Annotated in this window: 21 protein-coding genes; 11 read left to right on the top strand and 10 right to left on the bottom strand. The window is 70.6% G+C overall.

Annotation, left to right across the window (positions count from 1 at the left end; genetic code table 11):
• The 3 genes from BHU15_RS22990 to BHU15_RS22980 form a co-directional block, all read right to left on the bottom strand.
• The coding region (locus BHU15_RS22990) for an enoyl-CoA hydratase/isomerase family protein (protein ID WP_141726863.1) at nucleotides 1-613 on the bottom strand (613 nt) is incomplete at its 3' end.
• A gap of 46 nt (nucleotides 614-659) precedes the next feature.
• Nucleotides 660-1874, bottom strand: coding sequence for an acetyl-CoA C-acetyltransferase (locus BHU15_RS22985; protein ID WP_069628932.1), 1215 nt, complete (start codon nucleotides 1872-1874; stop codon nucleotides 660-662).
• A 48-nt stretch (nucleotides 1875-1922) separates the two neighbouring features.
• Nucleotides 1923-3062: a CaiB/BaiF CoA transferase family protein gene (locus BHU15_RS22980; protein WP_171908425.1), complete on the bottom strand. Its 1140-nt coding sequence runs from the start codon at nucleotides 3060-3062 to the stop codon at nucleotides 1923-1925.
• Nucleotides 3063-3324: 262 nt separating this feature from the next.
• Between BHU15_RS22980 and BHU15_RS22975 the strand changes: the two genes are divergently transcribed.
• Complete coding sequence (locus BHU15_RS22975) at nucleotides 3325-4515, top strand: saccharopine dehydrogenase family protein (protein ID WP_069628931.1); 1191 nt, start codon at nucleotides 3325-3327, stop codon at nucleotides 4513-4515.
• 155 nt (nucleotides 4516-4670) lie between these two features.
• Here the strand turns inward: BHU15_RS22975 and BHU15_RS22970 are convergent, their stop codons facing one another.
• Together BHU15_RS22970 and BHU15_RS22965 are read right to left on the bottom strand one after the other, a co-directional pair.
• Nucleotides 4671-5549: an alpha/beta fold hydrolase gene (locus BHU15_RS22970; protein WP_069628930.1), complete on the bottom strand. Its 879-nt coding sequence runs from the start codon at nucleotides 5547-5549 to the stop codon at nucleotides 4671-4673.
• A 93-nt stretch (nucleotides 5550-5642) separates the two neighbouring features.
• Nucleotides 5643-6347 (bottom strand): endonuclease V, encoded by a 705-nt coding sequence (locus BHU15_RS22965; protein ID WP_069628929.1) that lies wholly within the window; start codon nucleotides 6345-6347, stop codon nucleotides 5643-5645.
• Nucleotides 6348-6427: 80 nt separating this feature from the next.
• Here BHU15_RS22965 and BHU15_RS22960 point away from each other — a divergent pair, with 80 nt between their 5' ends.
• From BHU15_RS22960 to BHU15_RS22935, 6 genes are all read left to right on the top strand, one after another.
• Complete coding sequence (locus tag BHU15_RS22960) at nucleotides 6428-6727, top strand: YciI family protein (protein WP_069628928.1); 300 nt, start codon at nucleotides 6428-6430, stop codon at nucleotides 6725-6727.
• A gap of 157 nt (nucleotides 6728-6884) precedes the next feature.
• Nucleotides 6885-7301, top strand: a complete 417-nt coding sequence (gene ssgD / locus BHU15_RS22955; protein ID WP_069628927.1) for a spore wall synthesis regulator SsgD — start codon at nucleotides 6885-6887, stop codon at nucleotides 7299-7301.
• Nucleotides 7302-7552: 251 nt separating this feature from the next.
• Nucleotides 7553-9205: an ABC-F family ATP-binding cassette domain-containing protein gene (locus tag BHU15_RS22950; protein WP_069628926.1), complete on the top strand. Its 1653-nt coding sequence runs from the start codon at nucleotides 7553-7555 to the stop codon at nucleotides 9203-9205.
• An 86-nt stretch (nucleotides 9206-9291) separates the two neighbouring features.
• Nucleotides 9292-11565 carry an ATP-binding cassette domain-containing protein gene (locus BHU15_RS22945; protein WP_069628925.1) on the top strand — a complete coding sequence of 758 codons (2274 nt, stop codon included), beginning with the start codon at nucleotides 9292-9294 and terminating at the stop codon, nucleotides 11563-11565.
• 96 nt (nucleotides 11566-11661) lie between these two features.
• Complete coding sequence (gene ddaH / locus BHU15_RS22940) at nucleotides 11662-12438, top strand: dimethylargininase (protein WP_069628924.1); 777 nt, start codon at nucleotides 11662-11664, stop codon at nucleotides 12436-12438.
• 115 nt (nucleotides 12439-12553) lie between these two features.
• Nucleotides 12554-13528 (top strand): acyl-ACP desaturase, encoded by a 975-nt coding sequence (locus BHU15_RS22935; RefSeq protein WP_023537313.1) that lies wholly within the window; start codon nucleotides 12554-12556, stop codon nucleotides 13526-13528.
• 120 nt (nucleotides 13529-13648) lie between these two features.
• On the opposite strand, the gene BHU15_RS22930 is transcribed toward BHU15_RS22935, so the two are convergent.
• The 3 genes from BHU15_RS22930 to BHU15_RS22920 form a co-directional block, all read right to left on the bottom strand.
• Nucleotides 13649-13954 (bottom strand): WhiB family transcriptional regulator, encoded by a 306-nt coding sequence (locus BHU15_RS22930; protein ID WP_069628923.1) that lies wholly within the window; start codon nucleotides 13952-13954, stop codon nucleotides 13649-13651.
• 137 nt (nucleotides 13955-14091) lie between these two features.
• Nucleotides 14092-14889: a VOC family protein gene (locus tag BHU15_RS22925; RefSeq protein WP_069628922.1), complete on the bottom strand. Its 798-nt coding sequence runs from the start codon at nucleotides 14887-14889 to the stop codon at nucleotides 14092-14094.
• A 165-nt stretch (nucleotides 14890-15054) separates the two neighbouring features.
• Nucleotides 15055-16089, bottom strand: a complete 1035-nt coding sequence (locus tag BHU15_RS22920; protein ID WP_069628935.1) for a multicopper oxidase domain-containing protein — start codon at nucleotides 16087-16089, stop codon at nucleotides 15055-15057.
• A gap of 203 nt (nucleotides 16090-16292) precedes the next feature.
• On the opposite strand from BHU15_RS22920, the gene BHU15_RS22915 reads away from it, so the two are divergent.
• From BHU15_RS22915 to BHU15_RS22905, 3 genes are all read left to right on the top strand, one after another.
• Nucleotides 16293-18770 carry a ThuA domain-containing protein gene (locus BHU15_RS22915; protein ID WP_079128317.1) on the top strand — a complete coding sequence of 826 codons (2478 nt, stop codon included), beginning with the start codon at nucleotides 16293-16295 and terminating at the stop codon, nucleotides 18768-18770.
• Between the two features lie 62 nt (nucleotides 18771-18832).
• A complete protein-coding gene (locus BHU15_RS22910; protein WP_079128316.1) occupies nucleotides 18833-20995 on the top strand; it encodes an OmpL47-type beta-barrel domain-containing protein in 2163 nt (720 codons plus the stop codon).
• A 146-nt stretch (nucleotides 20996-21141) separates the two neighbouring features.
• Nucleotides 21142-22569 carry an MFS transporter gene (locus BHU15_RS22905; protein WP_401922092.1) on the top strand — a complete coding sequence of 476 codons (1428 nt, stop codon included), beginning with the start codon at nucleotides 21142-21144 and terminating at the stop codon, nucleotides 22567-22569.
• Between the two features lie 76 nt (nucleotides 22570-22645).
• Here BHU15_RS22905 and ligD read toward each other — a convergent pair whose 3' ends face one another.
• Entirely contained in the window at nucleotides 22646-23677 is a 1032-nt protein-coding gene (gene ligD / locus BHU15_RS22900; RefSeq protein ID WP_171907000.1) for a non-homologous end-joining DNA ligase, read from the bottom strand.
• Between the two features lie 75 nt (nucleotides 23678-23752).
• Here ligD and BHU15_RS22895 point away from each other — a divergent pair, with 75 nt between their 5' ends.
• On the top strand, nucleotides 23753-24820 hold the full coding sequence (locus tag BHU15_RS22895) for an ATP-dependent DNA ligase (RefSeq protein WP_069628920.1): 1068 nt from the start codon (nucleotides 23753-23755) through the stop codon (nucleotides 24818-24820).
• A 40-nt stretch (nucleotides 24821-24860) separates the two neighbouring features.
• Here BHU15_RS22895 and BHU15_RS22890 read toward each other — a convergent pair whose 3' ends face one another.
• A complete protein-coding gene (locus BHU15_RS22890) occupies nucleotides 24861-25319 on the bottom strand; it encodes a YchJ family protein (protein ID WP_069628919.1) in 459 nt (152 codons plus the stop codon).
• Nucleotides 25320-25368: the final 49 nt, after the last annotated feature.

The raw sequence follows: 25368 nt of genomic DNA, 5'->3' as shown, positions 1-25368 counted from the left end.
AGGCGCGCGCCCGCTCGATCATCTCCTCGGTGGTGGCGGCGACTTCGTGGACGAGGCCGTTGTCCAGCGCGCGCCTCGGTCCGTACTGGGTGCCCTGGAGCAGCACCTTGAGCAGCGCGTCGGAGATGCCGAGGAGCCGTACGGTACGGGTGACGCCGCCGCCCGCGGGCAGCAGACCGAGGGTGACCTCGGGCAGTCCGATCTTGGAGCCGGGCGCGTCGAGCGCGATCCGGTGGTGGCAGGCGAGCGCGATCTCGTAACCGCCGCCCAGGGCCGCGCCGTTGATGGCGGCGACGACGGGCTTGCCGAGTGTCTCGATGGTGCGCAGGGCGCGCTTGACGGCGAGGCCGGCGTCGAACACCTGCTGGGCGTCGCCGGGGCCGATCTTGATCATGTCCTTGAGGTCGCCGCCGGCGAAGAAGGTCTTCTTGGCGGACGTGACGATGATGCCGCGGATGCTGTCCTTCTCCGCCTCCGCGCGTGCCGCGACGGCGGCGACGGAGGTCCGGAAGGCCTGGTTCATGGTGTTGGCCGACTGGGCGGGGTCGTCCAGGACGAGGGTGACGACCCCGGTCGCGTCCTGCTCCCAGCGGATGGTGGTGGACTCGCTCATGCTGCGGCTCCGTAGCGAAGAGAGGCGTGAGGGCGGTGGGGGCGGGTCAGACGCGTTCGACGACGGTGGCGACTCCCATACCGCCGCCGATGCAGAGCGTGGCGAGGCCGAACCGCTTGTCCCGGCGCTCCAGTTCGTCCACGAGGGTGCCGAGGATCATCGCGCCGGTGGCGCCGAGCGGGTGGCCGAGCGCGATGGCGCCGCCGTTGACGTTGACCTTGTCCAGGGAGAGCCCCATGTCGGCGACGAAGCGCAGGACGACCGCGGCGAACGCCTCGTTGATCTCCACCAGGTCGATGTCGTCGATGGTCAGTCCGGCCTTGGCGAGTGCCTTGCGAGTGGCGGGCGCGGGCCCGGTCAGCATGATCGTGGGTTCGGAGCCGGACACGGCGGCGGAGACGATACGGGCGCGCGGCCTCATCCCGTACCGCTCGCCGGACTCCTTCGAGCCGATCGCGACGAGGGACGCGCCGTCCACGATGCCGGAGGAGTTGCCCGCGTGGTGGACGTGGTCGATCTTCTCGATCCAGTGGTACTTCTGGAGCGCGACCGCGTCGAATCCGCCGAGGTCGCCGATCTGCGCGAACGAGGGCTTGAGCGCGGCGAGCGAGTCGGCGGTGGTGCCCGGCCGCAGATGCTCGTCGTGGTCGAGGACGGTGAGCCCGTTGGCGTCGCGTACGGGGACGACGGAGCGGGCGAAGCGGCCGTCCTTCCAGGCCGCCGCCGCGCGCTCCTGCGACAGCGCGGCGAACTCGTCCACGTCGCGCCGGGTGAAGCCGCCGATGGTGGCGATGAGGTCGGCGCCGATGCCCTGCGGGGCGAAGCCCGTACGGATGCTGGTCATCGGGTCCATGGCCCAGGCGCCGCCGTCGGAGCCCATCGGCACCCGGGACATCGACTCGACGCCGCCGGCCAGGACCAGATCCTCCCAGCCCGAACGGATCTTGGCGGCAGCCAGGTTGACGGCTTCGAGGCCGGAGCCGCAGAAGCGGTTCTCCTGGACGCCGGCGACGGTGTGGGGCAGTCCGGCGGCGACGGCGGCGGTCCGCGCGATGTCGGAGCCCTGGTCGCCGAGTGGGCTGACGACGCCGAGGACGACGTCGTCGATCGCCGCCGGGTCCAGGTCGGGGAACCGGCCCTGGATCTCGTGGATCAGACCGACGACGAGGTCGATCGGCTTGGTGCCGTGCAGGGCACCGTTGGCCTTGCCGCGACCACGCGGGGTGCGGATCGCGTCGTACACGTACGCTTCGGTGCTCAAGACGGCGGCCTTTCGTCGGTCGTTGGGTGGGCGGCGCGGTGTGCCGGATCAGTGCTGCGGGCGTTCGGTGTCGCGGATGCTCGGTACGTCCCAGTCCTCGGCGATCCGCCCGGTGTCCGCCCCCGGCAGCGCGGGCGCGCTCCGTACGGAGGTGGGCGTGGCCGAGAAGCGCGGCGCGGGGGCCGGCTGGGTGATGCCCGCGTGGTCGGTGAAGGTGCCGCGCGCCACGAGGTGGGGGTGGGCGGGGGCTTCGCGCAGCGACAGGACGGGCGCCACGCAGGCGTCGGACTCCTCGAAGACGGCCGTCCACTCGGCGCGGGTCTTCTCCTTGAAGCGGGCGGTGACCGCGGACCTCAGCTCGTCCCAGCGGGCGAAGTCCTTACGGGCGGGGACGTCGTCCTTGATGCCGAGCAGGTCGATGAACTCGTTGTAGAAGCGCTGTTCCAGCGCGCCGACGGCCATGTACTCGCCGTCGGCGGTCTCGTAGTTGCCGTAGAAAGGTGCTCCGCCGTCGAGCAGGTTCGCACCGCGCCGGTCCTGCCAGCCGCCGGCCGCCGTCATCGCGTGGATCATCGTGGTGAGATGGGCGGCGCCGTCGACGATCGCCGCGTCCACGACCTGGCCGGAGCCGCCGGGGGTGCGGGCGTGCTGGAGGGCGGCGAGGACGCCGATGACGAGGTAGAGCGAGCCGCCCGCGTAGTCGCCGACGAGGTTGGCGGGGACGGTGGGCGGCCGGTCGGCCTCGCCGAACATGGACAGGGTGCCCGCGACGGCGATGTAGTCGATGTCGTGCCCGGCGCGCTGGGCGAGCGGGCCTTCCTGGCCCCAGCCGGTCATCCGGCCGTACACCAGCCGGGGGTTGCGGGCGTGGCATTCCTCGGGGCCGATGCCGAGGCGTTCGGCGACGCCGGGGCGGTAGCCCTCGATGAGGATGTCGGCGCGCTCGACGAGGTCGAGCACCCGGGCGGGTCCGTCGTCGGCCTTGAGGTCGATGAGTACGGAGCGCTTGTTGCGGTTCATCAGGTCGTACGCCGGGTCGATCCCGAGGCCGGCGCCGCCCGGCCGGTCGACGCGTACGACGTCGGCGCCGAGGTCGGCGAGCTGCATGGCGGCGAACGGGCCCGGCCCGATACCGGCCAGCTCGACCACTCGCACCCCGGCGAGCGGGCCGTTCGCTGTCGCTGTCATGTGGGCTCCCGGGAAGTGTGACACCAACGATGTAACAGCAATGATGTTAGGAACGCCCACCAGCGCGCACAAGCCCTGTCGGGCCGCCCGGCAAGCAAGCGCTTGTTCCTGGTCGATGGTCGCAGACTTCCGCCCCGGACGTCCGATGCTGGTCACCCGCTCCCCTGATCCGCCCGGCCAGACGCTAGCCTCGGCCCCCGACCACCACCGGCGCCACCGGCGGTGGCACCGACACCGGCGCGGCTCGAACGGCGGAGACACGATGAACAGGCAGACCAGGGCAGAACGCCCGTACCACGTGGTGCTCTTCGGGGCGACGGGCTTCGTCGGCACGCTCACGGCCGAGTATCTGGCGCTGAGCGCGCCGGACGACTGCCGCTGGGCGATCGCCGGCCGCGACCGGGCCAAGCTGGAGCGGCTGCGCGCCCGGCTCGCGGCGCTCGCCCCGCGCTGCGCGGATCTTCCGCTGCTGGTCGCCGACGCCGCCGACCCCGCGTCGCTGCGCACGCTCGCCGAGTCCACACAGGTGCTGGCCACCACGGTCGGGCCCTACCTCTGGCACGGGGAGGATCTGGTGGCCGCCTGCGCGGAGGCCGGGACGGACTACGCGGATCTCTGCGGTGAGCAGGAGTTCGTGGACCGGATGTATCTGGCGTACGAGGACCGGGCCCGGCAGACCGGGGCGCGGCTGGTGCACGCCTGCGGCTTCGACTCCGTACCGCACGATCTGGGCGCGTACTTCACGGTCCAGCAGTTGCCGGCGGACGTGCCGCTGCGGATCGACGGGTTCGTCCGCACCAACGCGTTCTTCTCCGGCGGGACCCTGGCCACCGCCCTGAACACGGTGAGCCGTGGCCGGCAGACCATGGAGGCCGCGAAGCAGCGGCGGCTGCACGAGCCGCGGCTGGTCGGGCGGCGGGCCGTGGGGGCGCCGGGGGCGCCGCACTTCAGCAAGGAGGCCGGGGTCTGGGCGCTGCCGCTGCCCACGCTCGACGCGCGGGTGGTGGCACGGTCGGCGGCGGCCCTGCCCCGGTACGGCCCCGACTTCCGCTACCGGCACTTCGCGGGCGTCAAGTCGTTGCCGGTCGCGCTGGGTGGCACGGTGGCGGCGGGAACGGGCGTGGCGCTGGCGCAGGTTCCGGCGGTCCGGCGGGCGCTGATGAACCGTTTCGCGCCGGGCTCGGGGCCCGACGAGGCGCGCAGGAGCGCCAGTTGGTTCACCGTGCGGTTCGTGGGCGAGGGCGGTGGGCGCAGGGTGTTCACCGAGGTCGCGGGTGGTGATCCGGGGTACGACGAGTCGGCGAAGATACTCGCCGAGGCGGTGCTGAGCCTGGCCTTCGACGAGCTGCCCGACACGGCGGGCCAGGTCACCACGGCCACCGCGATGGGGGACGCGCTGCTGGGGCGGCTGCGGTCGGCGGGGATGACGTTCCGGGTGGCGCACTCACGCTGAGACCGGGCGCGACCGGGAGGTCGTCCGAGGACGGGGGCACGGTGTCGGGGCGTGGGAGCGCGGCGGCCCGCCCCCAGCACGGGCCGCCGCGCTCGTACCGGACCCGCCGCCGGCCCGTCACCGGGTCCGGCGGCGGATCAGCTCGCCCCGCCCGGTCAGCCGGTGTGCGCCGCGAGGAATTCGCGGAGGACGGGCGCCAGCGCCGCCGGGTCGAACTGGTGGCTCTGGCCCGGGAGTTCGCGGTACTCGCCGCCGGCCAGCAGTCCGGCGGCCGACTCCGCGCCCGCCCGCATGAACGCCTCGCTCTCGCCGCCGCCGACCACCAGCACCGGCACGCTCACGCCGCTCCAGAGGCCGGCGGGGAGCGGCTTGCCGGACATCGTGTCGCCCATGACGAGGCCGTCGTACGCGAGGGTGTGCGCGATCTTCTCCATGCCGGCCCAGGACGGCGGCTGGATGTCGCCCTCCGCCGCCGGGGGCGCGGGCGCGTTCTTCATGGCGTCCACGTACTCGGCGGGTATGCCGACCGCCTCGGTCATGAACAGCGCCACGGCCCGGTCCCGGTGGCCCGCCGCCACGAAGTCCCTGACGCGCTCGACGTAGTCGGCGGGCAGCGGCGGGCGGCTGTCGTCGATGATGAACGGCGGCTCGTACAGGGCGACCGCGCGGACCTTGGGGCCCAGCGCGTCGGCCGCGGCCAGGGCGAGCCCCGCGCCGGAGGAGAAGCCGAAGACGGCGGCCCGCCCGCCGTGCGCGTCGACGAGCGCCTCGATGTCCTCGACCTCGCGTGCCACCGCGTAGGGCTCGGTGTCGCCGCTGTGGCCGCGTCCGCGCCGGTCGTAGTCGACCACCGTGTGGTCGGTGGCCAGCGGCGCGCCGATGGCCGCGTCCGCCGGGGCGGTGCCGGTGCCGAGCGCGCCGGCCACCATGACGACGACGGGGCCGGAGCCGCTCGTGCGGTACGCGATCGACGTGCCGTCCTTCGAGGTCACGTACTGGAGTTCGGTCCGGGTCGCGTCTGCCGTGCCGGTCATCGGGTGGCCCCTCACGTATGTCTGTTCGCTTGTCTGTTCGCTTTCAGAGGGTCAGACCGGGATGCCGGGCGAAACTCATCGCCGTGCGCCGGATCAATTTCCGGACGCGGTCCCCGTGGCCTCCACGGCCGCGCTCAGCGCCCGGCGGCAGAGCGTGTCGGCGCGGCGGGTCGTCTCCGGGAGACGGAAGTCCGGGGCCAGCCGCAGGGTGTGCGCGCAGGCGGCGTCGAGACCGGTCCGGTGCCCGACGGAGACGAACACGGGCTTCACACCGTCCTGGGTGCGCAGCGCCCGGCCCACCTCCTCGCCGTCGTCGGCGAACAGTGGCGAGAAGTCGCCACGACGGGGGCCGGGCTGCTCGTACGAGAAGGTGAACGGGTTCTTGGCGACACCGATCACCGGCAGCCCGGTCAGCACCCCGAGATGGCTGGCGAGTCCGAACCGGCGCGGGTGGGCGCGGCCGTAGCCGTCGCAGACGACCACTCCCGGGTCCGACGTCAGGGCGTCGAGGGCGGCGAGGACGGTCGGGATCTCGCGGAACGCGAGGAGCCCCGGCACATAGGGAAAGTCGACCCGTCCGACGGCGGTCGCCTCGTCCACGACGGCGAGGGTGGCGGCGTCGAGGACGACGGCCGCCGCGGCGACGATGTCCCGCTCGTCGTCGTACGCGACGTCGACCCCGGTCACCAGCCCGGTCCCGGCCGCCGGTCCCTCCTCGTCGAGCACGACGCGCTCGCGCAACTCGTCCTGGATGGCCCTGGCTTCGGCCTCGTCGGCCGGTGTCCTGATCGTCGTCATGGTGCGTCACCCTAGGTCCTGTCCGCGGGCTGTGCGCGACCCCGCCCGACTGCCGGTGTCCCGCGGCTAACCTGGCGATCATGTTTGTACTGGAGCTGACCTACACCGCCCCGCTCGACCGTGTCGACGCGCTCTCGGCGGACCATCTCGCGTGGGTGGACGCGCATTTCGCGGCGGGGACCTTCCTCGCGTCGGGCCGTAAGAAGCCGCGTGACGGCGGTGTGATCCTGGCGGCCGGGGACGACCGGGAGGCGGTGGAGGCGCTTGTGGCGGCGGATCCGTTCGTGGTCGGCGGGGTGTGCGCGTACCGGATCACGGAGTTCACCGTGGGGCGGACGGCGCCCGGACTGGCGCGGTATCGGGAGCAACCGCCGCAATGAGTCCGGCGGCGGACGGCCCACCGCGTGCCCGACCCGCGAGTAGCCAAAACGGTGACGTAGGTCACGCCCCTCAGCGAGCACTCTTCAGCGCCTTGCGTCGTCCTTCCCTGTAGCGGAAGACACTCATCCGCCCGAGCCGCGCAAAGGGGAGCTGGCCTTGTCCAACGTCATCGAGCAGGCCCTGCAAGCCCGGCTGGTCGCCTCGGCGCCACAGCTGGAGACCGTTCCCGCGACCCTGCGCTACGACGGCGAGGATCCCTTCGCCGTCCAGATGGCGTTCCCGGCCACCGCGACGCTGGAGGGCACGGAGGTGTCCTGGGCGTTCTCGCGCGAGTTGCTGACCGTCGGGATGGACGAACCGGCCGGGCTCGGTGACGTACGGGTGCGGCCGTTCGGCTACGACCGTACGGTCCTGGAGTTCCACGCCCCCGAGGGGGTCGCGATGGTCCACGTCCGCACCTCGGAGGTACGGCGCTTCCTCGACCGGTCGCTGGGTGTCGTGCCGGTGGGCCGCGAGCATCTGTATCTCGATCTGGACCACGACGTCGCGGAGCTGCTGCGCGACGCCTGCTGAGTTCCCCCGCTCCCTCTTCCGAAAAACGCGTTGCGCCCGCGCCCGCCCGTATCTACGGTCTACAGCGTTCCTTGTTGTCGCCGAACGGAGTAGGACGTTGCTCTTCTGAGGTCCTGAGACACCGTGCCGCGCCGCTTCCCGCAGGCGCGCACCGCGTGTGACCTCGGCGGTCGAGCCGTCCTTCCCCGGTGCCCTTCGCCGGTGTCTCCCACCGTTGCCCCGCATCCCCTCGCAGCGACCTGGAGACCCGTATGTCTACTTCCTCTCACCCTCAACTCACCTGCTCCGCGCTCTCGTTCGCCTGGCCCGACGGGTCCGTGGTGTTCGAGGACTTCCAACTGGCCGTCGGACCCGGCAGAACCGGTCTGGTCGGGATCAACGGGTCAGGAAAATCAACCCTGTTGAAGCTGCTCGCCGGCGCGCTCACGCCCACCGAGGGCAGGACGAACGCGGTGGGCGAGATCGGCTATCTCCCGCAGGACGCCGTGCTGGACACCGCGCTGCGCGTCGACCAGGCGCTCGGCATCGCCGCCGCCCGCGCCGCGCTGCTCGCCGTCGAAGCGGGCGACACGCGCGCGGAGCACTTCGCCGCGATCGGCGACGACTGGGACGTCGAGGAACGGGCGCGCGCCACCCTCGACCAGCTCGGGCTCGGCCATATCGGCCTCGACCGGACCATCGGCGAGGTGTCCGGCGGCGAGTGCGTCCTGCTGCGGCTGGCGGCCCTGCTGCTGGCCCGCCCTTCGGTGCTCCTGCTCGACGAGCCGACGAACAATCTGGACCTGTACGCGCGGGGGCGGCTCTACGAGGCGGTCGACGCCTGGTCGGGCGTGCTGGTGGTGGTCAGCCACGACCGGGAACTGCTCGATCTGGTCGACCGGATCGCGGACCTGCGGGACGGTGAGGTGACCTGGTACGGCGGGAACTTCTCCGCGTACGAGGAAGCCCTCGCCGTCGAACAGGAGGCATCGATCCGCATGGTGCGCGTCGCGGAGAGCGACGTGCAGCGGCAGAAGCGCGAACTGGCCGACGCACAGGTCAAGTTGGCGCGGCGCAAGCGCTACGGACAGAAGATGTGGGACACGAAGCGCGAGCCGAAGGCCATCATGCAGGAGCGCAAACGGCAGGCGCAGGTGTCGGCGGGCAAGCACCGCATCATGCACACCGCGAAACTCGCGGAGGCGCGGATACGGCTCGACGAGGCGGTCGAGGCGGTGCGCGACGACGACGAGATCCGGATCGAGCTGCCCGCCACCCAGGTGCACTCGGGCATCGGCGTGCTGCGGCTGCGCGAGCTGGAGCTGCGGTACGGGGCGCGGGCCACGGGCGAGTTCGCGATCCACGGGCCGGAGCGGATCGCGCTGGTGGGCCGGAACGGGGCGGGCAAGACGACGCTGCTACGGACGGTCGCCGGGGAGCTGGCGCCGGTCTCGGGCGAGGCCGAGGCGCTGGTGCCGACGCGGTTCCTGCCGCAGCGGCTCGACGTCCTGGACGACTCCCTGGGCGTGGCCGCGAACGTGAAGCGGTTCGCGCCCGCCGCCACGGACAACGAGATCCGGGCCCGGCTCGCCCGCTTCCTGTTCCGGGGCGCGCGGGCCGACCAGCCGGTGGGGACCCTGTCGGGCGGGGAGCGCTTTCGCGCCTCGCTCGCGGCTCTGCTCCTCGCGGAGCCGGCTCCGAAGCTGCTGATGCTGGACGAGCCGACGAACAATCTCGACCTGGCGAGCGTGCGCGCCCTGACGGGGGCGCTGGGGGCGTACCGGGGCGCCCTGGTCGTGGCGAGCCACGACGTGCCGTTCCTGGAGTCGATCGGCATCACGCGGTGGCTGGCGCTGGACGGCGAGCTGCGTGACACGACGGCGGAGGAGGTACGGGCGGGGCTGCCGTCGCGCGATCAGCCCTGAGGCCCCGCCGGGCCGACGAGGAAGACCGAGGAGCCGATCGGAAATCCAGACAGTAGCTGTCTGGATTTCCGATTAGCTTCGGGCTCATGCCTCAGAACATCACCATCGTGGGCGCCCGCGAGAACAATCTCAAGGACGTCTCACTGACCATCCCGAAGGACCGCATCACCGTCTTCACCGGGGTCTCCGGCTCCGGGAAGTCCTCGATCGTCTTCGACACCATCGCCGTGGAGTCGCAGCGCCAGCTCAACGAGACCTTCACGACGTTCATCAGGAACCGGCTGCCCAAGCACGAGCGGCCGCACGTCGAGACGATCGACGACCTGTCGGTGGCGATCGTCATCGACCAGAAGCCGGTCGGCGGCAACGTCCGCTCCACCGTCGGCACGATGACCGACATCTACTCGGTGATCCGGGTGCTGTTCTCGCGCTACGGCACGCCGAGCGCGGGGGCCGCCACCGCGTACTCCTTCAACGACCCGGCCGGCATGTGCCCGGAGTGCGACGGCGTGGGGCGGGTGGTGCGGCTCGACCTCGACCGGGCGGTCGACTGGTCGAAGTCCCTGAACGAGGGCGCGCTGCTGCTGCCGGGGCTGACGGTGGGCGGCTGGGAGTGGAAGCTGTACGCCGAGTCGGGGCACTTCGACCCGGACAAGCCGATCGGCCGGTACACCGCCGAGGAGCGCCAACTGCTGTTGTACGGCGGCGGTTTCACCGTCACGGTGGAGATGCGGACGGGGTCGGCCGACGTACGGTTCGAGGGTGTCGTGGACCGGTTCACCCGGCTGTTCCTCAAGCGCGACACGGCCACCATGTCGTCGAAGCGCCAGGAGGCCGCGAACCGGTTCACCGCCCAGCGGGTGTGCGAGGCGTGCGACGGGGCGCGGCTGAACAAGGCGGCTCTCGCGACCCGTATCGACGGTCTGAACATCGCCGACTACGCACGCCTGGAGGTCGCCGACCTGGTGGAGGTGCTGGCGCGGATCGACGATCCGGTGGCGACACCGATCGCCGCCGCCGCGCGCGCCCGGCTCGACCGGCTGGTGGGGATCGGGCTCGGCTATCTGAGCCTGGACCGGGAGACGACCTCGCTCTCCGGCGGCGAGGGGCAACGGCTCAAGATGGTGCGCCACTTGGGGAGTTCGCTGACGGGACTGACCTTCATCTTCGACGAGCCGAGCGTGGGCCTGCACCCGCGTGACGTGGGGCGGCTGAACGATCTGCTGCTGAGGCTGCGCGACCGGGGCAACACGGTGCTGGTGGTGGAGCACGACCCGGACGTGGTGGCGATCGCGGACCATGTCGTCGACATGGGGCCACGGGCGGGCGCCGACGGCGGGCACGTGGTGTTCGAGGGGACGGTGGAGCGGCTGCGCGACGCCGGCACCCTCACCGGCCGGCATCTCGTGAGCCGTACGCCGATGAAGACTGACTTCCGCTCCCCCACCGGCCAACTGCCGGTCCGGGGAGCGGCGTTGCACAATCTCAAGGGCATCGACGTGGCGTTCCCGACGGGTGTGCTGACGGCGGTGACCGGTGTCGCGGGGTCGGGAAAGTCGACGCTGGTCTCCCAGGTCTTCACGGCGGCGCACCCGGACGCGATCGTCATCGACCAGAGCGCGATCACCGCCTCGTCACGGTCCACCCCGGCCTCGTATCTGGGCGCCATGGACATCATCCGCAAGGTGTACGCGAAGGCGAACGGGGTCGAGCCGGGACTCTTCAGCTTCAACTCCTCCGGCGCCTGCGGGGAATGCGCCGGGCGCGGGGTCATCCACACCGATCTGGCGTTCATGGATCCGGTGACGACGGTCTGCCAGGTCTGCGAGGGACGGCGGTTCAACGACGACGTACTGGCGCTCACGGTCGGCGGCCGGTCGATCGTCGACGTACTGGACATGACGGCCGCTCAGGCGATGTCTTTCTTCGAGGAGTTCGGCGGCGGCGACCGGGCGACACTGCGCAGGCTGCGGACACTGAACGACGTGGGGCTGACCTATCTGACACTCGGTCAGCCGCTGAGTTCGCTGTCGGGCGGGGAGCGGCAGCGCATCAAGCTGGCGACCCAACTGCACCGCACGGGCAGCGTGTACGTCCTGGACGAGCCGACCACCGGGCTGCACATGGCGGACGTGGGAACGCTGCTGGCGCTGCTCGACCGGCTGGTGGACGCGGGGAACTCGGTGATCTGCGTCGAGCACAACATGGATGTGGTCAAGCGCGCGGACTGGGTGATCGACCTCGGTCCGGACGGCGGGAAGCACGGCGGCGAGATCGTCTTCGAGGGAACACCGGCCGAACTGCTGGGCCATCCGAAGTCCTTCACCGCCGAGTATCTGCGGCGGGAGCTGGGGCGGTGAGCACGTCTGTGCGATGAGCGCGGGCCGACGTAGCGTGGGCGGGTCCGGCCCTCCACAGGGCGTCGGACCCGCCCGCGACCGAACCGGAGAAGCCCCATGCCCAGCAGGAAAGCCCTGGTCCGACGCCCCGGCCCACGGCTCACCGAGGGTCTGCTGACCCATCTGGAACGCACGCCCGTCGACGCCGGCCTGGCCCTCGCCCAGTGGGAGTCGTACACCGCCGCGCTGCGGGAGCACGGCTGGGAGACCACGGAGGTGGCGCCCGCCGACGACTGCCCGGACGCCGTGTTCGTGGAGGACCCGGTGGTGGTGTTCCGCGACGTCGCGCTGATCGCCCGTTCGGGCGCCGCCTCGCGCCGGCCGGAGACGGCCGCGGTCGAGGAGGCGCTGTCGGCGCTCGGCTGCCGGGTCGAGCGCGTGGCTGCGCCGGGGACGCTCGACGGCGGCGACGTGCTCAAGGTCGGCGACACGGTGTACGTGGGCCAGGGCGGGCGGACGAACGCCGAGGGCTTGCGCCAACTGCGCGCCGCCTTCGAGCCGTTGGGCGCGCGGGTGGTCGCCGTGCCGGTGAGCAGGGCGCTGCATCTGAAGTCGGCGGTCACGGCGCTGCCGGACGGGACCGTGATCGGTTACGCGCCCCTCGTCGACGACCCGTCACTCTTCCCCCGTTTCCTGAGCGTGCCCGAGGAGGGGGGATCGCACGTGGTGCTGCTCGGGGAAGGGAATCTGCTGCTGGCGGCGAGCGCGCCGCGCAGCGCGGATGTGTTCGCGGGTCTCGGCCTTGAGCCCGTACCGGTCGACATCGGCGAGTTCGAGAAGCTCGAAGGGTGCGTGACCTGTCTCTCCGTACGCCTGCGTGACCTGCGCGCATAACCGCATGTAACCGGGCATCGTGGATCGGGGCTTGGCTCTCCGCTTACCGCACCCTTAACCTACGGTCACGTAACCTACGAACCCGTAGGTACTACTCCCGTCCCCAGGAGCACACGTGACACTCACCTCTCCCCATCTCGGCAGTTCGGAGGCGTGGACCGACGCCCGGCTGCTGTACGCACTGGAAGAGGTGGTGGAGAAAGAACTCAACCGCCATCTCAAGGTCGCCAAGGACTGGATGCCGCACGAGTACGTGCCCTGGTCCGACGCCCACAACTTTCCCGGTCTCTTCGAGGACGGCACGGCCTGGGAGCCGCAGCAGTCCAAGGTGACCGACATCGGCAAGATCGCCCTCGTGGTGAACCTGCTGACCGAGGACAACCTGCCCAGTTACCACCACGAGATCGCCAGCCTCTTCGGCCGCGACGGGGCCTGGGGCACCTGGGTGCACCGCTGGACCGCCGAGGAGGGGCGGCACGGGATCGTGATGCGCGACTATCTGCTCGCCTCGCGCGCCGTGGACCCGGACAAGCTGGAGCAGTTCCGGATGACGCACATGTCGGAGGGCTTCACCTCCGACAACCGGCACTCGATGCTGCACTCGGTCGCGTACGTCGCCTTCCAGGAGCTGGCGACCCGCGTCTCGCACCGCAACACCGGTCACCAGTCGGGCGACCCGGTCTGCGACCGGATGCTGGCGCGTATCGCCACCGACGAGAACCTGCACATGGTCTTCTACCGCAACCTGCTCGGCGCGGCCTTCGACATCGCCCCGGACCTGACCATGCAGTCCGTGCGCGACGTGGTCGTGGACTTCCGGATGCCGGGACACGGGATGCCGGGCTTCGAGCGCGCCGCCGCGCAGATGGCGATCGGCGAGATCTACAACATGCGTATCCACCACGACGACGTGATCCAGCCGGTGCTGCGCTATCTGAAGGTGCTCGACATCGACGGTCTTGGCCCCGACGGGCTCAAGGCGCAGGAAGAACTCGGCCTGTACATGGCCGGTCTTGACACCGAGGCGAGCAAGTTCGACGAGAAGCTCGCCGCCCGTAAGGCGCGGATGGCCGCGCGCGCCGCGGGCTGACCCCGTACGGCTCCTGCCGTACGGCCGGTCCCGTACGGCTCATCTCGCGACGACGAGAGCCGGCGTCCGCGCCGACGCCGGCTCCGAGGCCCTGACCCCGCCCCCCGCTCGGTCACGGGGTCAGGCGGTGGCCGCGGAGACGGCAGCCGTGGTGGCCGCGCCGCTGCGGCGCAGGCGCTCGCGCTCCTTCTCCGACAGCCCGCCCCACACTCCGAAGCGCTCGTCGTTGTCCAGGGCGTATTCCAGACACTCCCGCCGTCCCTCGCAGGCACCGCACAGCTGCTTCGCCTCGCGGGTGGACGAGCCGGGGGCCGGGAAGAAGAACTCGGGGCCGGTCTGGGCGCACAGCGCGTTCTCCTGCCAGGCGAGTTCCTGCCAGGTGCGCCCGGTGATGCTGGTGATGGTGTTCATGGGATCGATCGGCATGACACACACGCTGCCTGGTGCCGATAAACATTCGATCAATGACCTGATGGCGACCTGATGAGCGGGCGTCCGAAGGATGTCCTCGCGGACCGCCGCCGGGGGTTCTTCCCCTGTACGCCCCTGGTCGGGGGAGCCGCTCAGGTGTCCTGCGAGACACCCTGCATGACCGCGAGGCGCGCGCCGTACGGGTCGGTCAGTACGGCGAAACGGCCGACGCCCTCGATGTCGGTGGGCTCCTGGACGGTCGTGCCGCCGAGTCGGTCCGACGCGGCCACGGCAGCATCGCAGTCGGCCGTGCCGAAGTACAGGAGCCAGTTCGGCCCTGTCGCGCCGAGGCCGGTGTCCGGGCGGTTCTCCACGACGCCGGCGAACATGCCGTCCGGGCCCTTGCCCGCGGGGTGGACCATCACGTAGTCGCCGCCGCCCCCCGGCATGGGCATCGTGGTCGTCTCCCAGCCGAACACGGAGCCGTAGAAGCCGACGGCCGCGTCCACGTCCGGGGTGTACAGCTCGGCCCAGCACAGGGTGCCCGGGGTGTCGGTGGCCTCCAGGCCGGTGTTCGTGCCGGGCTGCCAGGTGGCGAAGCCCGCCCCGGCCGGGTCGGCGCACAGCGTCATGCGGCCGAGGTCCTCCACGTCCATCGGCTCGTTCACGACCGTGCCGCCGTTGTCCTTCACCGCCGATGAGGTGGCCGTGGCGTCGGTTGTCTGGAAGTAGAGGGTCCAGGACAGCGGGACCGTCTCGGCGGGGAGCTGCATGACCCCCGCGACGGTCTTGCCGTTCAGCTGGAACATGCCGTAGCCGCCGAATTCGGGGCCGGCCGGTACATGGTCCCAGCCGAGGACGCCTCCGTAGAAGGTCTTCGCGCCCTCGATGTCGGGTGTGGCGAGATCCGCCCAGTTGGGTGAACCTGGAACGTAACGGGTGGTGAGCATCGTGGCTCCTTCGCGAGGCCCCCCGAGTGCTTGCACTCCCGAGTCTGCTACCGATCAAGGGCTCTCGCATGTGTACGGCGCGAGGGCCGCCGACCGCGCCGGACGGGCGTGCGTCAACCCGTCCGGCGCGTCTGCTCGGCCGGTGTGTCTGGTCGGCCGCCGCGTCTAGTGACCCGAGTGCGCGCCCTTCGTGTCCGCGCCCTTCGCGTCCGTCGCGCCCTTCTTCGCCGTCGGGTGGTGCGGCTCGTACCCCGGAATCGTGCCGTCGGGCTTGGCGATCAGGAACAGGCCCGCCATGCCCTGGTCGGAGTGGCTCTGTACGTGGCAGTGGTACATCCACGCGCCCGCGCCGACGCCCTCGCCCGCGATGATCTGTAGGCCGAACGAGTCGGCGGGCCCGGTGATCTTGTTGTCGACGATGCGACTGGTGTCGCCGGCGCCGCTGAGCAGCCCGGTCCTGTTGTCCGCCCAGCGATGACCGTGGATATGGAACGTGTGGTAGTACTCGCCGTGCGTGATCATGATGACTTCGAGCCGTTCACCCACGGTGGCCTCGAAGTTGGGGCTCTGGGCGCCCGGCAGATTGTTGATCTGCATGTCGTTGAAGACGATCGTGAACTGCTTGTCGGGCAGGATGTCACCCTCCCGGCGGACCACCAGTCCGCCGTACAGCCCCTGCCTGATGCCGCCCGTGCCGTGGTCCGTGCCCACGACGTGGTCGTGGTAGTGCCAGTAGCCGGCGCTGCCCTCGCGGTACGTGCCGTCCGCGCGCTTGCCGGGCCTGTGGGTGCGCCAGGTGTACGTGCGCGTGCCGCCCGGCTCCACGTGACTCTTGTTCATACGGGTGCCGTCGTTGGCGATGTCGTAGTCGACACCGTGCACATGCAGGCTGGCGTCGACGTCCGTGAGATTGGTGAACTCGATGTGGACGGTGTCGCCTTCGACGATGTCGATCAGCGGACCGGGGATCGACGCCTTGCCCTTCTCGAAGCCGTAGCCGATCTTCCCCGTGCCCAACCGCTCGGCCACCATGGTGAGATGGTGCACCTTGCCGCCGGCGGGTGCCCTCTTCGGGCCGGCCGCCGCGGCCATCGGCGCGGGTGCGGCCGAGGACGCCGACGCAACGGACAACGATGTCACTCCCGTTGCCGCGACCGCGCCGCCGGCCATCAGGCGCCGGTTGAAACTCCGTCTGTCCATCGCCATGCCGAACTCCCCACATGCGGTGCTGAGACTGTCGGGACACAGTGAAGCCCCGGGACGGCCACACGGTAGCTCGGGGATCTTCGTTTATCCACACTCAGGACAAAGTTAGTTCCATTCTGGTGATACCTCTTGGCTCGCCACCGAAAGAGGTCTAGCTTCACGGCTGTTGCTGTGACCAAAGATGGGTGGGTGAACACATGCAGCGCGTACCACATCGCCGGTCAAGATCCCGGCGCGTAATGGGCGCCGCCGTGGTGGCCGGCACGATGGCCGCGTCTCTGCTCGGCGGGAACGCCATGGCGGGTCCGTACCCGGAACCGCCGTCGACAACGTTGTCCCTTCCTTCGCCGCCCGGCGGCGCGAACGTGAAGGTCCTCGTCTTCCACGGTTCGACGTCGGAGGAGTCCCCGATCGTCAACGCCGGGATCGAGGCGATCGAGAAGATCGGCCTCACCGGCCCGACCGCGCAGCGGTTCAAGACCGAGACCAACGGTGACGGTTCGGTCTTCACCAACGCCACCAAGCTCGGCAAGTACAACGCGGTCGTCTTCCTGACGGGCGGCGGCGACGTACTGGATCCCGAGCAGGAGGCGGGACTCGAAGCCTTCGTCGAGGCCGGCGGAGGCTTCCTCGGCATTCGGGACGCGGCGCGCACCGAGCCGTACTCGGACTGGTTCACCGGACTGATCGGCGCCCGTCCCAAGGCGGCGAGCCCGGACACCGTGCAGCGCGCGACCGTCGAGGTGGGCGACCGCCAGCACCCCGCGACGAAGAACCTGCCGCAGGAGTGGAAGCGCTCCGACAAGTGGTTCAACTGGGACAAGAACCCCTCGGGCAGCGTGCACACCGTGGCCCGTCTCAGGGAGAGCACCTACAAGCCGGGTGAGGGCGCGAACGGCGCGGACCACCCGATCTCCTGGTGCCGCGACTACGACGGCGGCCGGTCCTTCTACACGGGCATGGGCGCCACCGTCGACTCGTACGCCGAGACCGACTTCCGCGACCACCTGCGCGGCGCGCTCCAGTGGACCACCCGTATCTCGCGCGCCGACTGCAAGGCGACGATCGACGCCAACTACACGGCGGAGCGCCTGACCCAGCCCAACAAGCCGGGCGAGTCGGACCAGATCGGCGAGCCGCACGGCACCGTCGTGGCGCCCGACGGCCGGGTCTTCTACATCGGCCGCGGTGGCGGTGACAACACCCAGCCCGTCGTGACCGACTGGGCGAACCCGGACATCGGCAAGGGCGAGGGCCAGATCCACGTCTACGACCCGAAGACCAAGAAGGTCACCAAGGCCGGCGGCCTGACCATCTTCGGCAACAAGGGCGGCGGCGACGAGCTGGTCAAGAACGAGGAGGGCCTGCTCGGTATCGAGCTGGACCCCGACTTCATGACCAACGGCTGGGTGTATCTGCACTACACACCCCACTCCAAGATCAACCGTGACACCCGGATGGCGCAGCGCCAGGTCTCGCGGTTCACCCTGGACCTCGCGACCAACAAGCTCGACCTCGCCACGGAGAAGGTCCTGCTGAGCTGGCCGGTTCAGATCAACAGCTGCTGTCACTCCGGTGGCGGTATGGCCTGGGACTCCAAGGGCAACCTGTACATCGCGACCGGGGACAACAACTCCTCGCAGTTCAGCGAGGGTTACTCGGGCAACAACCCGCAGCCGAACTACAAGGGCGTCTCCTTCGCGGACGCGCGCCGTACGGCCGGCAACACCAACAACCTCAACGGGAAGATCCTGCGGATCCACCCCGAGGACGACGGCACGTACACCCTGCCCACCGGCAATCTCTTCACGGGTGAGGAGACCGCCGAGGGCGGCGACAAGACGCGCGGCGAGATCTACGTGATGGGTGTACGCAACCCGGCACGTATCTCCGTCGACAAGAAGACCGACACCCTGTACGCGGGCTGGGTCGGCCCCGACGCGGGCGCCCCGAGCACCACCTGGGGCCCGGCGAAGTACGACACCTTCGCCGCCATCACCAAGGCGGGCAACCAGGGCTGGCCGTACTGCATGGGCAACAAGCAGCCGTACCGTGACCGTAATCTGCCGGACCCGACGAAGCCGCTGGGCTGGTACAACTGCGACGCGCCGAAGAACGAGTCCCCGAACAACGACGGTCTCGTCAACATCCCGCCGGTCACGGGCAACACGATCTGGTACTCGCCCCAGGGCGGCGCTCCGGACTACCCGCGGGACGCGAACGGCATCCCCAGCTACAAGGCGGAGGAGGCGACCTTCCTCCTGCCGTGGCTCAAGGGCGGTGGCCAGGCGACCATGAACGGTCCCCTCTACCGGTACGACGCCGACAAGGCGAACGCGGCGAGCTGGCCGTCGTACTGGGACGGCAAGTGGTTCGTGGGTGACTTCTACGACCAGACGCAGCCGCGGCACGCGGTCAATCTCGACCCCAAGACCGCGGGCAAGGGCGGACTGCCCGTGCACGCCGAGTCGTTGAAGAAGATCATTCCGGTCGGTGAGAGCGGTATCCGCAACCTCATGGACTGGAAGTTCGCTCCGGACGGCTCGCTCTACGTGCTCGACTACGGACGTGGCTTCTTCACCTCCGACGCGAAGTCCGCGCTGTGGCGCGTGACGTACAAGGGCGGCGAGGCAACACCCGCCGCCGCGGATCTGGCCAGGAAGGCGGCGCAGTGAGTCGACGCGGCGCACTGAGACAGCGACCTCTACGCCTGTGGACGGCCCTGCTGGGCTCGTTGATGCTGGTGCTGGGGCTGACCTCGACACAGGCATACGGACGTGACGACAACGGGAAGTCGCCGATGGCGGCCGCCCAGGTGCTCAACTGGACGGCGGGGAACTCCACCACGGAGTACCTGTCGTTCCCGAAGACGGCCGTCGCGGGTCCCGCGACGATCGTCTTCGAGAACAGCAAGGCCACCGGCAACACCACGTCGATGCCGCACACGGTCACGTTCGACACGTCGAACCCCGACTACAACACCGACGTGACGCTCAACCTGATGGCGAGTCCGGAGGACGCGCAGGGCGGCAAGCAGACGGCCGAGGTCGTACTGACCCCGGGCACCTACCGCTTCTTCTGCACGATCCCCGGTCACGGCATGATGACCGGCACCTTCACCGTCACCGACGGTGGCGGCGGTGACGACACCACCGCGCCCGAGACGGCCGCCAAGATCGACGGCGACCAGAACGGCGACGGCGCGTACATCGGCCAGGCCACGGCGACGCTCTCCGCCACGGACGCCGGGTCGGGTGTCGACAAGATCGAGTACGCGGTCGGGGCCGACGGCGAGTGGCAGCCGTACACCACACCCGTGGTGGTCAACACGGTCGGCGACCACCTCATCAGATACCGGGCGAGCGACAAGGCCGGCAACGTCTCGGCCGAGAAGAAGGCCGAGTTCAAGGTCGTGGCGCCGGACACGGACGACACGACCGCGCCGGAGACCTCGGCGACGGTGACCGGTGAACAGGACGCCGACGGCGCGTACTTGGACATGGCCACGGTCACCGTGACCGCGTCGGACGCCGGTTCCGGTGTCAACAAGATCGAGTACGCGCTCGGCGCCGACGGCGCCTGGCAGGAGTACACCGCGCCGGTGATGGTCCACGAGGTCGGTACGCACAAGGTGCGTTACCGCGCCACGGACAAGGCGGGCAACGCCGCCGCCGAGAAGTCCGTCGACTTCAAGGTCGTCACCCCGCCGGTGAAGGACACGACCGCCCCGGTGTCGACGGCGGCCGTGAGCGGTGACAAGAACTCCGACGGCGCGTACATCACCAGCGCCACGGTGACGCTCAAGGCGACGGACGACGACTCGGGTGTCGAGAAGATCGAGTACTCGCTCGACGGTGGTCCGTACCTCGCGTACACCAAGCCGGCGATCATCGACGCGGTGGGCTACCACAAGCTCTCGCACCGCGCGACGGACAAGGCGGGCAACACCTCGGTGGCCAAGGAGGTGACGTTCACCATCGCCAAGGGCGGTGGCGTTCCGGCCCCCAACTGCCCTGAGTACGACGTGCGGTTGACGGTCATCGTCGGCGCGGTCGACACGGGTGTGCCGAACCGGCTCACCACCAGCCGCTGCACGATCAACGAGCTGATCGAGGACGAGAAGGACTGGTCCTCGCACGCGCTGTTCCTCAAGCACGTCCAGACGGTGCTGACCAAGCTCAAGACGGACGGTGTGATCGACCAGCGCGAGTTCACGAAGATCACGAAGGCCGCCAAGCAGTCGAAGATCGGCCAGCCGGGTCAGACGACCGGCTACCGCACGCTCTTCGACGGCACGGAGGCCACCTTCTCCAAGTGGGCCCAGGTGGGCGGCGGCAAGTTCGCGCTGTCCGCGGACGGTGCCATGACGAGCAGCACCACCGTGCAGGGCATGGGCATGCTGTGGTTCCCGGAGCGGAAGTACGACGACTTCTCGCTGAAGCTCCAGTTCCGTGACGACGCTCCGGGCACGGGCAACGCCAACGGCGGTGTCTTCGTGCGCTTCCCGAACGTCAACGGTCACCCGCTGGAGAGCCGGCCGGAGTGGGTCGCCATCAACTACGGGCACGAGGTCCAGATCCTGGACCGCCCGGACGGCGACATGTACAAGACGGGGTCGATCTACGGCTTCGACCGGGTCGGCCTCGCCGGCGCGGCCGTCACGCCGAAGGGGAGCTGGAACGACTACGAGATCAAGGTGGTCGACCAGCACTACACGATCCTGCGCAACGGTGTCGTGATCAACGAGTTCGACAACACCGGCGGCCAGGAGTTCACTCCGCCGCGCGACGGTGACGTGGGTACCGACGGCCGGCGTTACTCGTCCGGTTATGTCGGGCTCCAGGTGCACGGCACGACGGACGTCATCTCGTACCGCGACATCCGGATCAAGCAGCTCTGACCTCCTTCTCCACAGGAGGCTGAGCCGAAGTTGAACCGAGGTGCCCCTTCCCTTACGGGAGGGGGCACTTCGCCGTTCCCGGCACCCGTTCCCCCGGCGGAAAACCGATGGCGGTCGCTCCGGGGGCGCGGATAGCTTGGGCGCCCGTGACTGATCAACTGAAGTTGACGCCGGGGGCACCCGGTCCCGTCGAGGCCGAACCGGCCTCCGGGGAGGGGTTGTTCTCCGGGAGGTACGCGCCCGTCACGGCCGGTTTCGCCGTGGTGATGTTCCTGACCGGGTTCGCGGCGCTCGCCGTGCTGCCCATCCTGCCGACCGCCGCGCGTGACCTGGACGGGGTGTCGCTCTACCCGCTGGTGGCGGGCTGTTTCGTGGCCGCGAGCCTGCTCGGCGGGGTCATGGGCGGCTACTGGGCGGACCGTGCCGGGGCCCGGCGCCCGCTGGCGGCGGGGGTGGTGCTGTCGGTGGTCACGCTGCTGATCTCCGCGACGAGCGGCTCCGTCTGGCAGTTGGCGGCCGGGCGCTTCCTGGACGGACTCGCGGGCGGCATGGTGGCGGTGGCGGTCAACACCGCGGTCGCCCAGGCGTACCCCACGCGGCTGCGGGCGCGGGTGCTGGCCCTGATGAGCACCTGCTGGCTGGTGCCGTCGCTGGTGGGACCGCCGCTGGCGGGTCTGGTCGTCAGCTGGTGGTCCTGGCGGGCGGTGTTCTTCGGTCTGGCCGCGCTGACGGTGCTCCCGGCCGTCGCGGTGGTGGTCCTGCTGCGCGGCCGGGCCTGGCGGGCGACGCCCCTGCCGGCCGAGGACAGGCCGCCGCGCCCGGCGCTGACGGTCGCGCTGGCGGTGAGCCTGGGCGCCGCGCTGGGGCAGTACGGCGTCTCCGGCTGGGACGCGCGGCGCATGCTGTGCGCGGCGGTGGGCGTCGCGCTGATGGTGGTGTTCGCGGCCCGGCTGCTGCCGCCGGGCACCTGGCGGGCCGGCCGGGGGCTGCCGGCCACGGCCCTGCTCCGGGGCCTGAGTTCGGGCGCCTTCTTCACCCTGGAGGCGTTCGTGCCGCTGTTCCTGCTGAGCGACGGAAGCGTACCGACCGTGGTGACCGGCCTGGCGTTCACGGGCGCCGCCGTGGCGTGGGCCGCGTCCTCCTGGGTGCAGGCCCATCCGCTGGAGCACTGGCCCCGGCACCGGCTGGTGGCGACCGGGGCGGTGGTGATGGCGCTGGCCGCCGCGCTCGCCGTCGTCGGGACGCTGCCGGCGACGCATCCGTACATCGCCGCGTCGTCCATGGTCGTGGCGGCGCTGGGGATGGGGCTGCTGGCTCCGTCGGTGACGCTGCTGTCGCTGATCCACAGCCCGGCGGGCCGGCAGGGCTATGCGAGCAGCGCGCTCCAGACGACCCAGAATCTGGGGCAGGTCACGGTGCTGGGCCTGGGCTCGGCGCTGTTCAACGGCTTCCTGGCGGCGGACGCGGAGGGCGTGGCGTACGGCGCGGTCTTCGGCATGCTGATCGTGCCGAGCCTGCTGATCGCCGTGCTGGCGGCGCGGGCGCGGGACGACGAGGGCGGGTCCGCGAGATAGCGGGGTCCGCCGGGGGGCGTACTCGTACGTGGCGGCCGACCGGCGACAGCGCGGCGGGCACCGGCTGAGGGCGGCTCTACGGCTCCTCCGGTGTGTCCGCCCGCGCGCGGCTCGGCTGGACCCGTTTCGGTTCGCCCGGCATTTTCGGATAGTCCGGCGGGTACGGCAGATCGCCGTGGCCGTGGTCGCGCTCGTCGCGCGCGGCCAGTTCCAGCAGGCCCTCCAGGCTGTGCGCCTCGGAGTCCATGTCCGCGTGCAGGTCGCCGAGTTCGGCGAAGCGGGCCGGCATCGTCGCGATGTCGAAATCGCGCGGGGCGACGTCGTCCAGCTCGTCCCAGCGCAGCGGGGCGGAGACAGTGGCGTACGGATTGGGGCGTACGGAGTAGGCCGAGGCGATGGTGCGGTCGCGCGCGGTCTGGTTGTAGTCCACGAAGATCCGCTCGCCGCGCTCCTCCTTCCACCACGCCGTGGTGACGCGGCCCGGCATACGGCGTTCCAGCTCCCTGCCGACGGCGATCGCGCTGCGCCGTACCTGGGTGAAGGTCCAGAGCGGTTCGATCGGCACGAACACATGCAGACCGCGGCCGCCGGAGGTCTTGGGCCAGCCGTGCAGGCCCTGCTCGTCGAGGATGCCGTGCAACTCGTGCGCGGCCCTGACGGCGTCGTGGAAGTCGGTGCCCGGCTGCGGGTCGAGGTCGATGCGCAGTTCGTCCGGGTGCTCGGTGTTGCCCCGCCGTACGGGCCAGGGGTGGAAGGTCAGCGTGCCGAGGTTCGCCGCCCAGAGCACGGCGGCCGGCTCGGTGGGGCAGATCTCGTCGGCGGTGCGTCCGCTGGGGAAGAAGATGCGGGCGGTGGGGATCCAGTCGGGCAGGTTCTTCGGAGCCCGCTTCTGGTAGAAGGACTCGCCGGTGATGCCCTCGATGTAGCGCTGGAGGGTGGTCGGCCGGTTCCGCAGGGCGCGGGTGATCCCCTCCCCCACCGCGATGTAGTACTGGGCGACGTCCAGCTTGGTGAAGCCCCGGTCGGGAAAGTAGATCTTGCCGGGGCTGGACAGCCGTACGGCCCGCCCGCCGACCTCAAGCTCCATCGCCGCGCCCTTGCTCGCCATACGCGCCACCGTAGGCCGGGCTCCCCCGTGCCGCACATCGAGCGGACGGGCACTGTTCCGCGCACAATCGGGGGCATGGATCTGCCGGTGATGCCTCCGATGAAACCGATGCTGGCCAAGTCCGTGGCGAGAATCCCGCCCGGTATGCAGTACGAGGCCAAGTGGGACGGCTTCCGTGCGCTGATCCACCGGGACGGGCCCGAGGTCGTCATCGGCAGCCGCAACGGCAAGCCCCTGACCCGGTACTTTCCCGAGCTGGTCGGCGCCTTTCTGCGGGAGCTGCCCGAGCGGTGTGTGCTCGACGGCGAGATCGTGATCGCGTACGAGGGGCGGCTGGACTTCGACCGGCTGAGCGAGCGGATCCACCCGGCGGACTCGCGGGTGCGGACGCTCGCGGAGCGGACCCCGGCGAGCTTCGTCGCCTTCGACCTGCTGGCGCTCGGTGACCGGTCGCTGCTCGACACGGCGCAGTCCGAGCGCCGCGCCGCGCTCGCCGACGCCCTGGCCGGCGTCTCGGCCCCCGTACATCTGGCACCGGCCACGACGGACGTGGAGCTGGCACGTGAGTGGTTCCTGCGCTACGAGGGCGCCGGGCTGGACGGGGTGGTGGCCAAGCCGCTGGATCTGCCGTACCGGCCGGACGTACGCGTGATGTACAAGATCAAGCACGAGCGGACGGCGGACGTGGTCGTGGCCGGATATCGCCTCCACAAGAGCGGTCCGGTCGTCGGCTCCCTGCTGCTCGGTCTGCACGACACGGCGGGGACGCTTCAGCACGTGGGGGTGTGCGCCGCGTTCTCGATGAAGCGCCGGGCCGAGCTGGTGGACGAGCTGGCGCCGCTGCTGATGGATCCGGCCGACGGCCACCCCTGGGCCGCGTGGGCGACGGAGTCGGCGCACGAGAGCGCACGGCTGCCGGGCGCGCCGAGCCGCTGGTCGGGCAAGAAGGACCTGTCATGGGTGGCGGTGCGGCCGGAGCTGGTGTGCGAGGTGGCCTACGACCACATGGAGGGCGACCGGTTCCGGCACACGGCGCAGTTCCGCAGGTGGCGCCCGGACCGTACGCCCGAGGAGTGCACGTACGCGCAGTTGGAGGAGCCGGTGCGGTACGACCTGGCGGAGGTGCTCGCGTCGGGCGGCTGACCCGGGGCGGCGCGGCAGGGCCTGATCCGAACGACAGGCCCTAATCCACGAAGGTGCCGTCGACGTAGACCCAGGCGCCCTCGTGCCGTTCGAACCGGCTGCGCTCGTGCAGCGTGCCCTCCTCGCCGCGGCGGGTGTAGCGGGCCCGGAAGGTGACGGTGCCGGTGGTGTGGAAGGCGCTGCCCTCGGTGGTGGCCAGGATCTCCAGGCCCGCCCAGCGCATCGCCGGGTCGAGATCGACGCGGGTCGGGCGGGTGGCGGGATGCCAACTGCTCAGCAGATACGGCTCGTTGCCCACCGCGAAGGCGCTGTAGCGGGAGCGCATCAGACGCTCGGCGGTGGGGGCGGCGGCGGTGGTGGCGTGGAACCGGCCGCAGCACTCTCCGTAGGAGGCTGGCAGACCGCAGAGACAGGGTGAGGCGTCTCGGGAAGCGCGTGGGGCCGCTGTGGGGCGGGCGGCGGACGAGTTTCGCGTGGGACGTGTGGGGCGTCGGGCCATCCGTCCATTGTGCCCGCCCGAGGGAGGGGCGGGCGTCACGGCGGGGGTG

This window comes from Streptomyces niveus (assembly GCF_001723055.1).
GTDB lineage: Bacteria > Actinomycetota > Actinomycetes > Streptomycetales > Streptomycetaceae > Streptomyces > Streptomyces niveus.
This window is presented reverse-complemented; position numbering and strand designations above follow the sequence as displayed.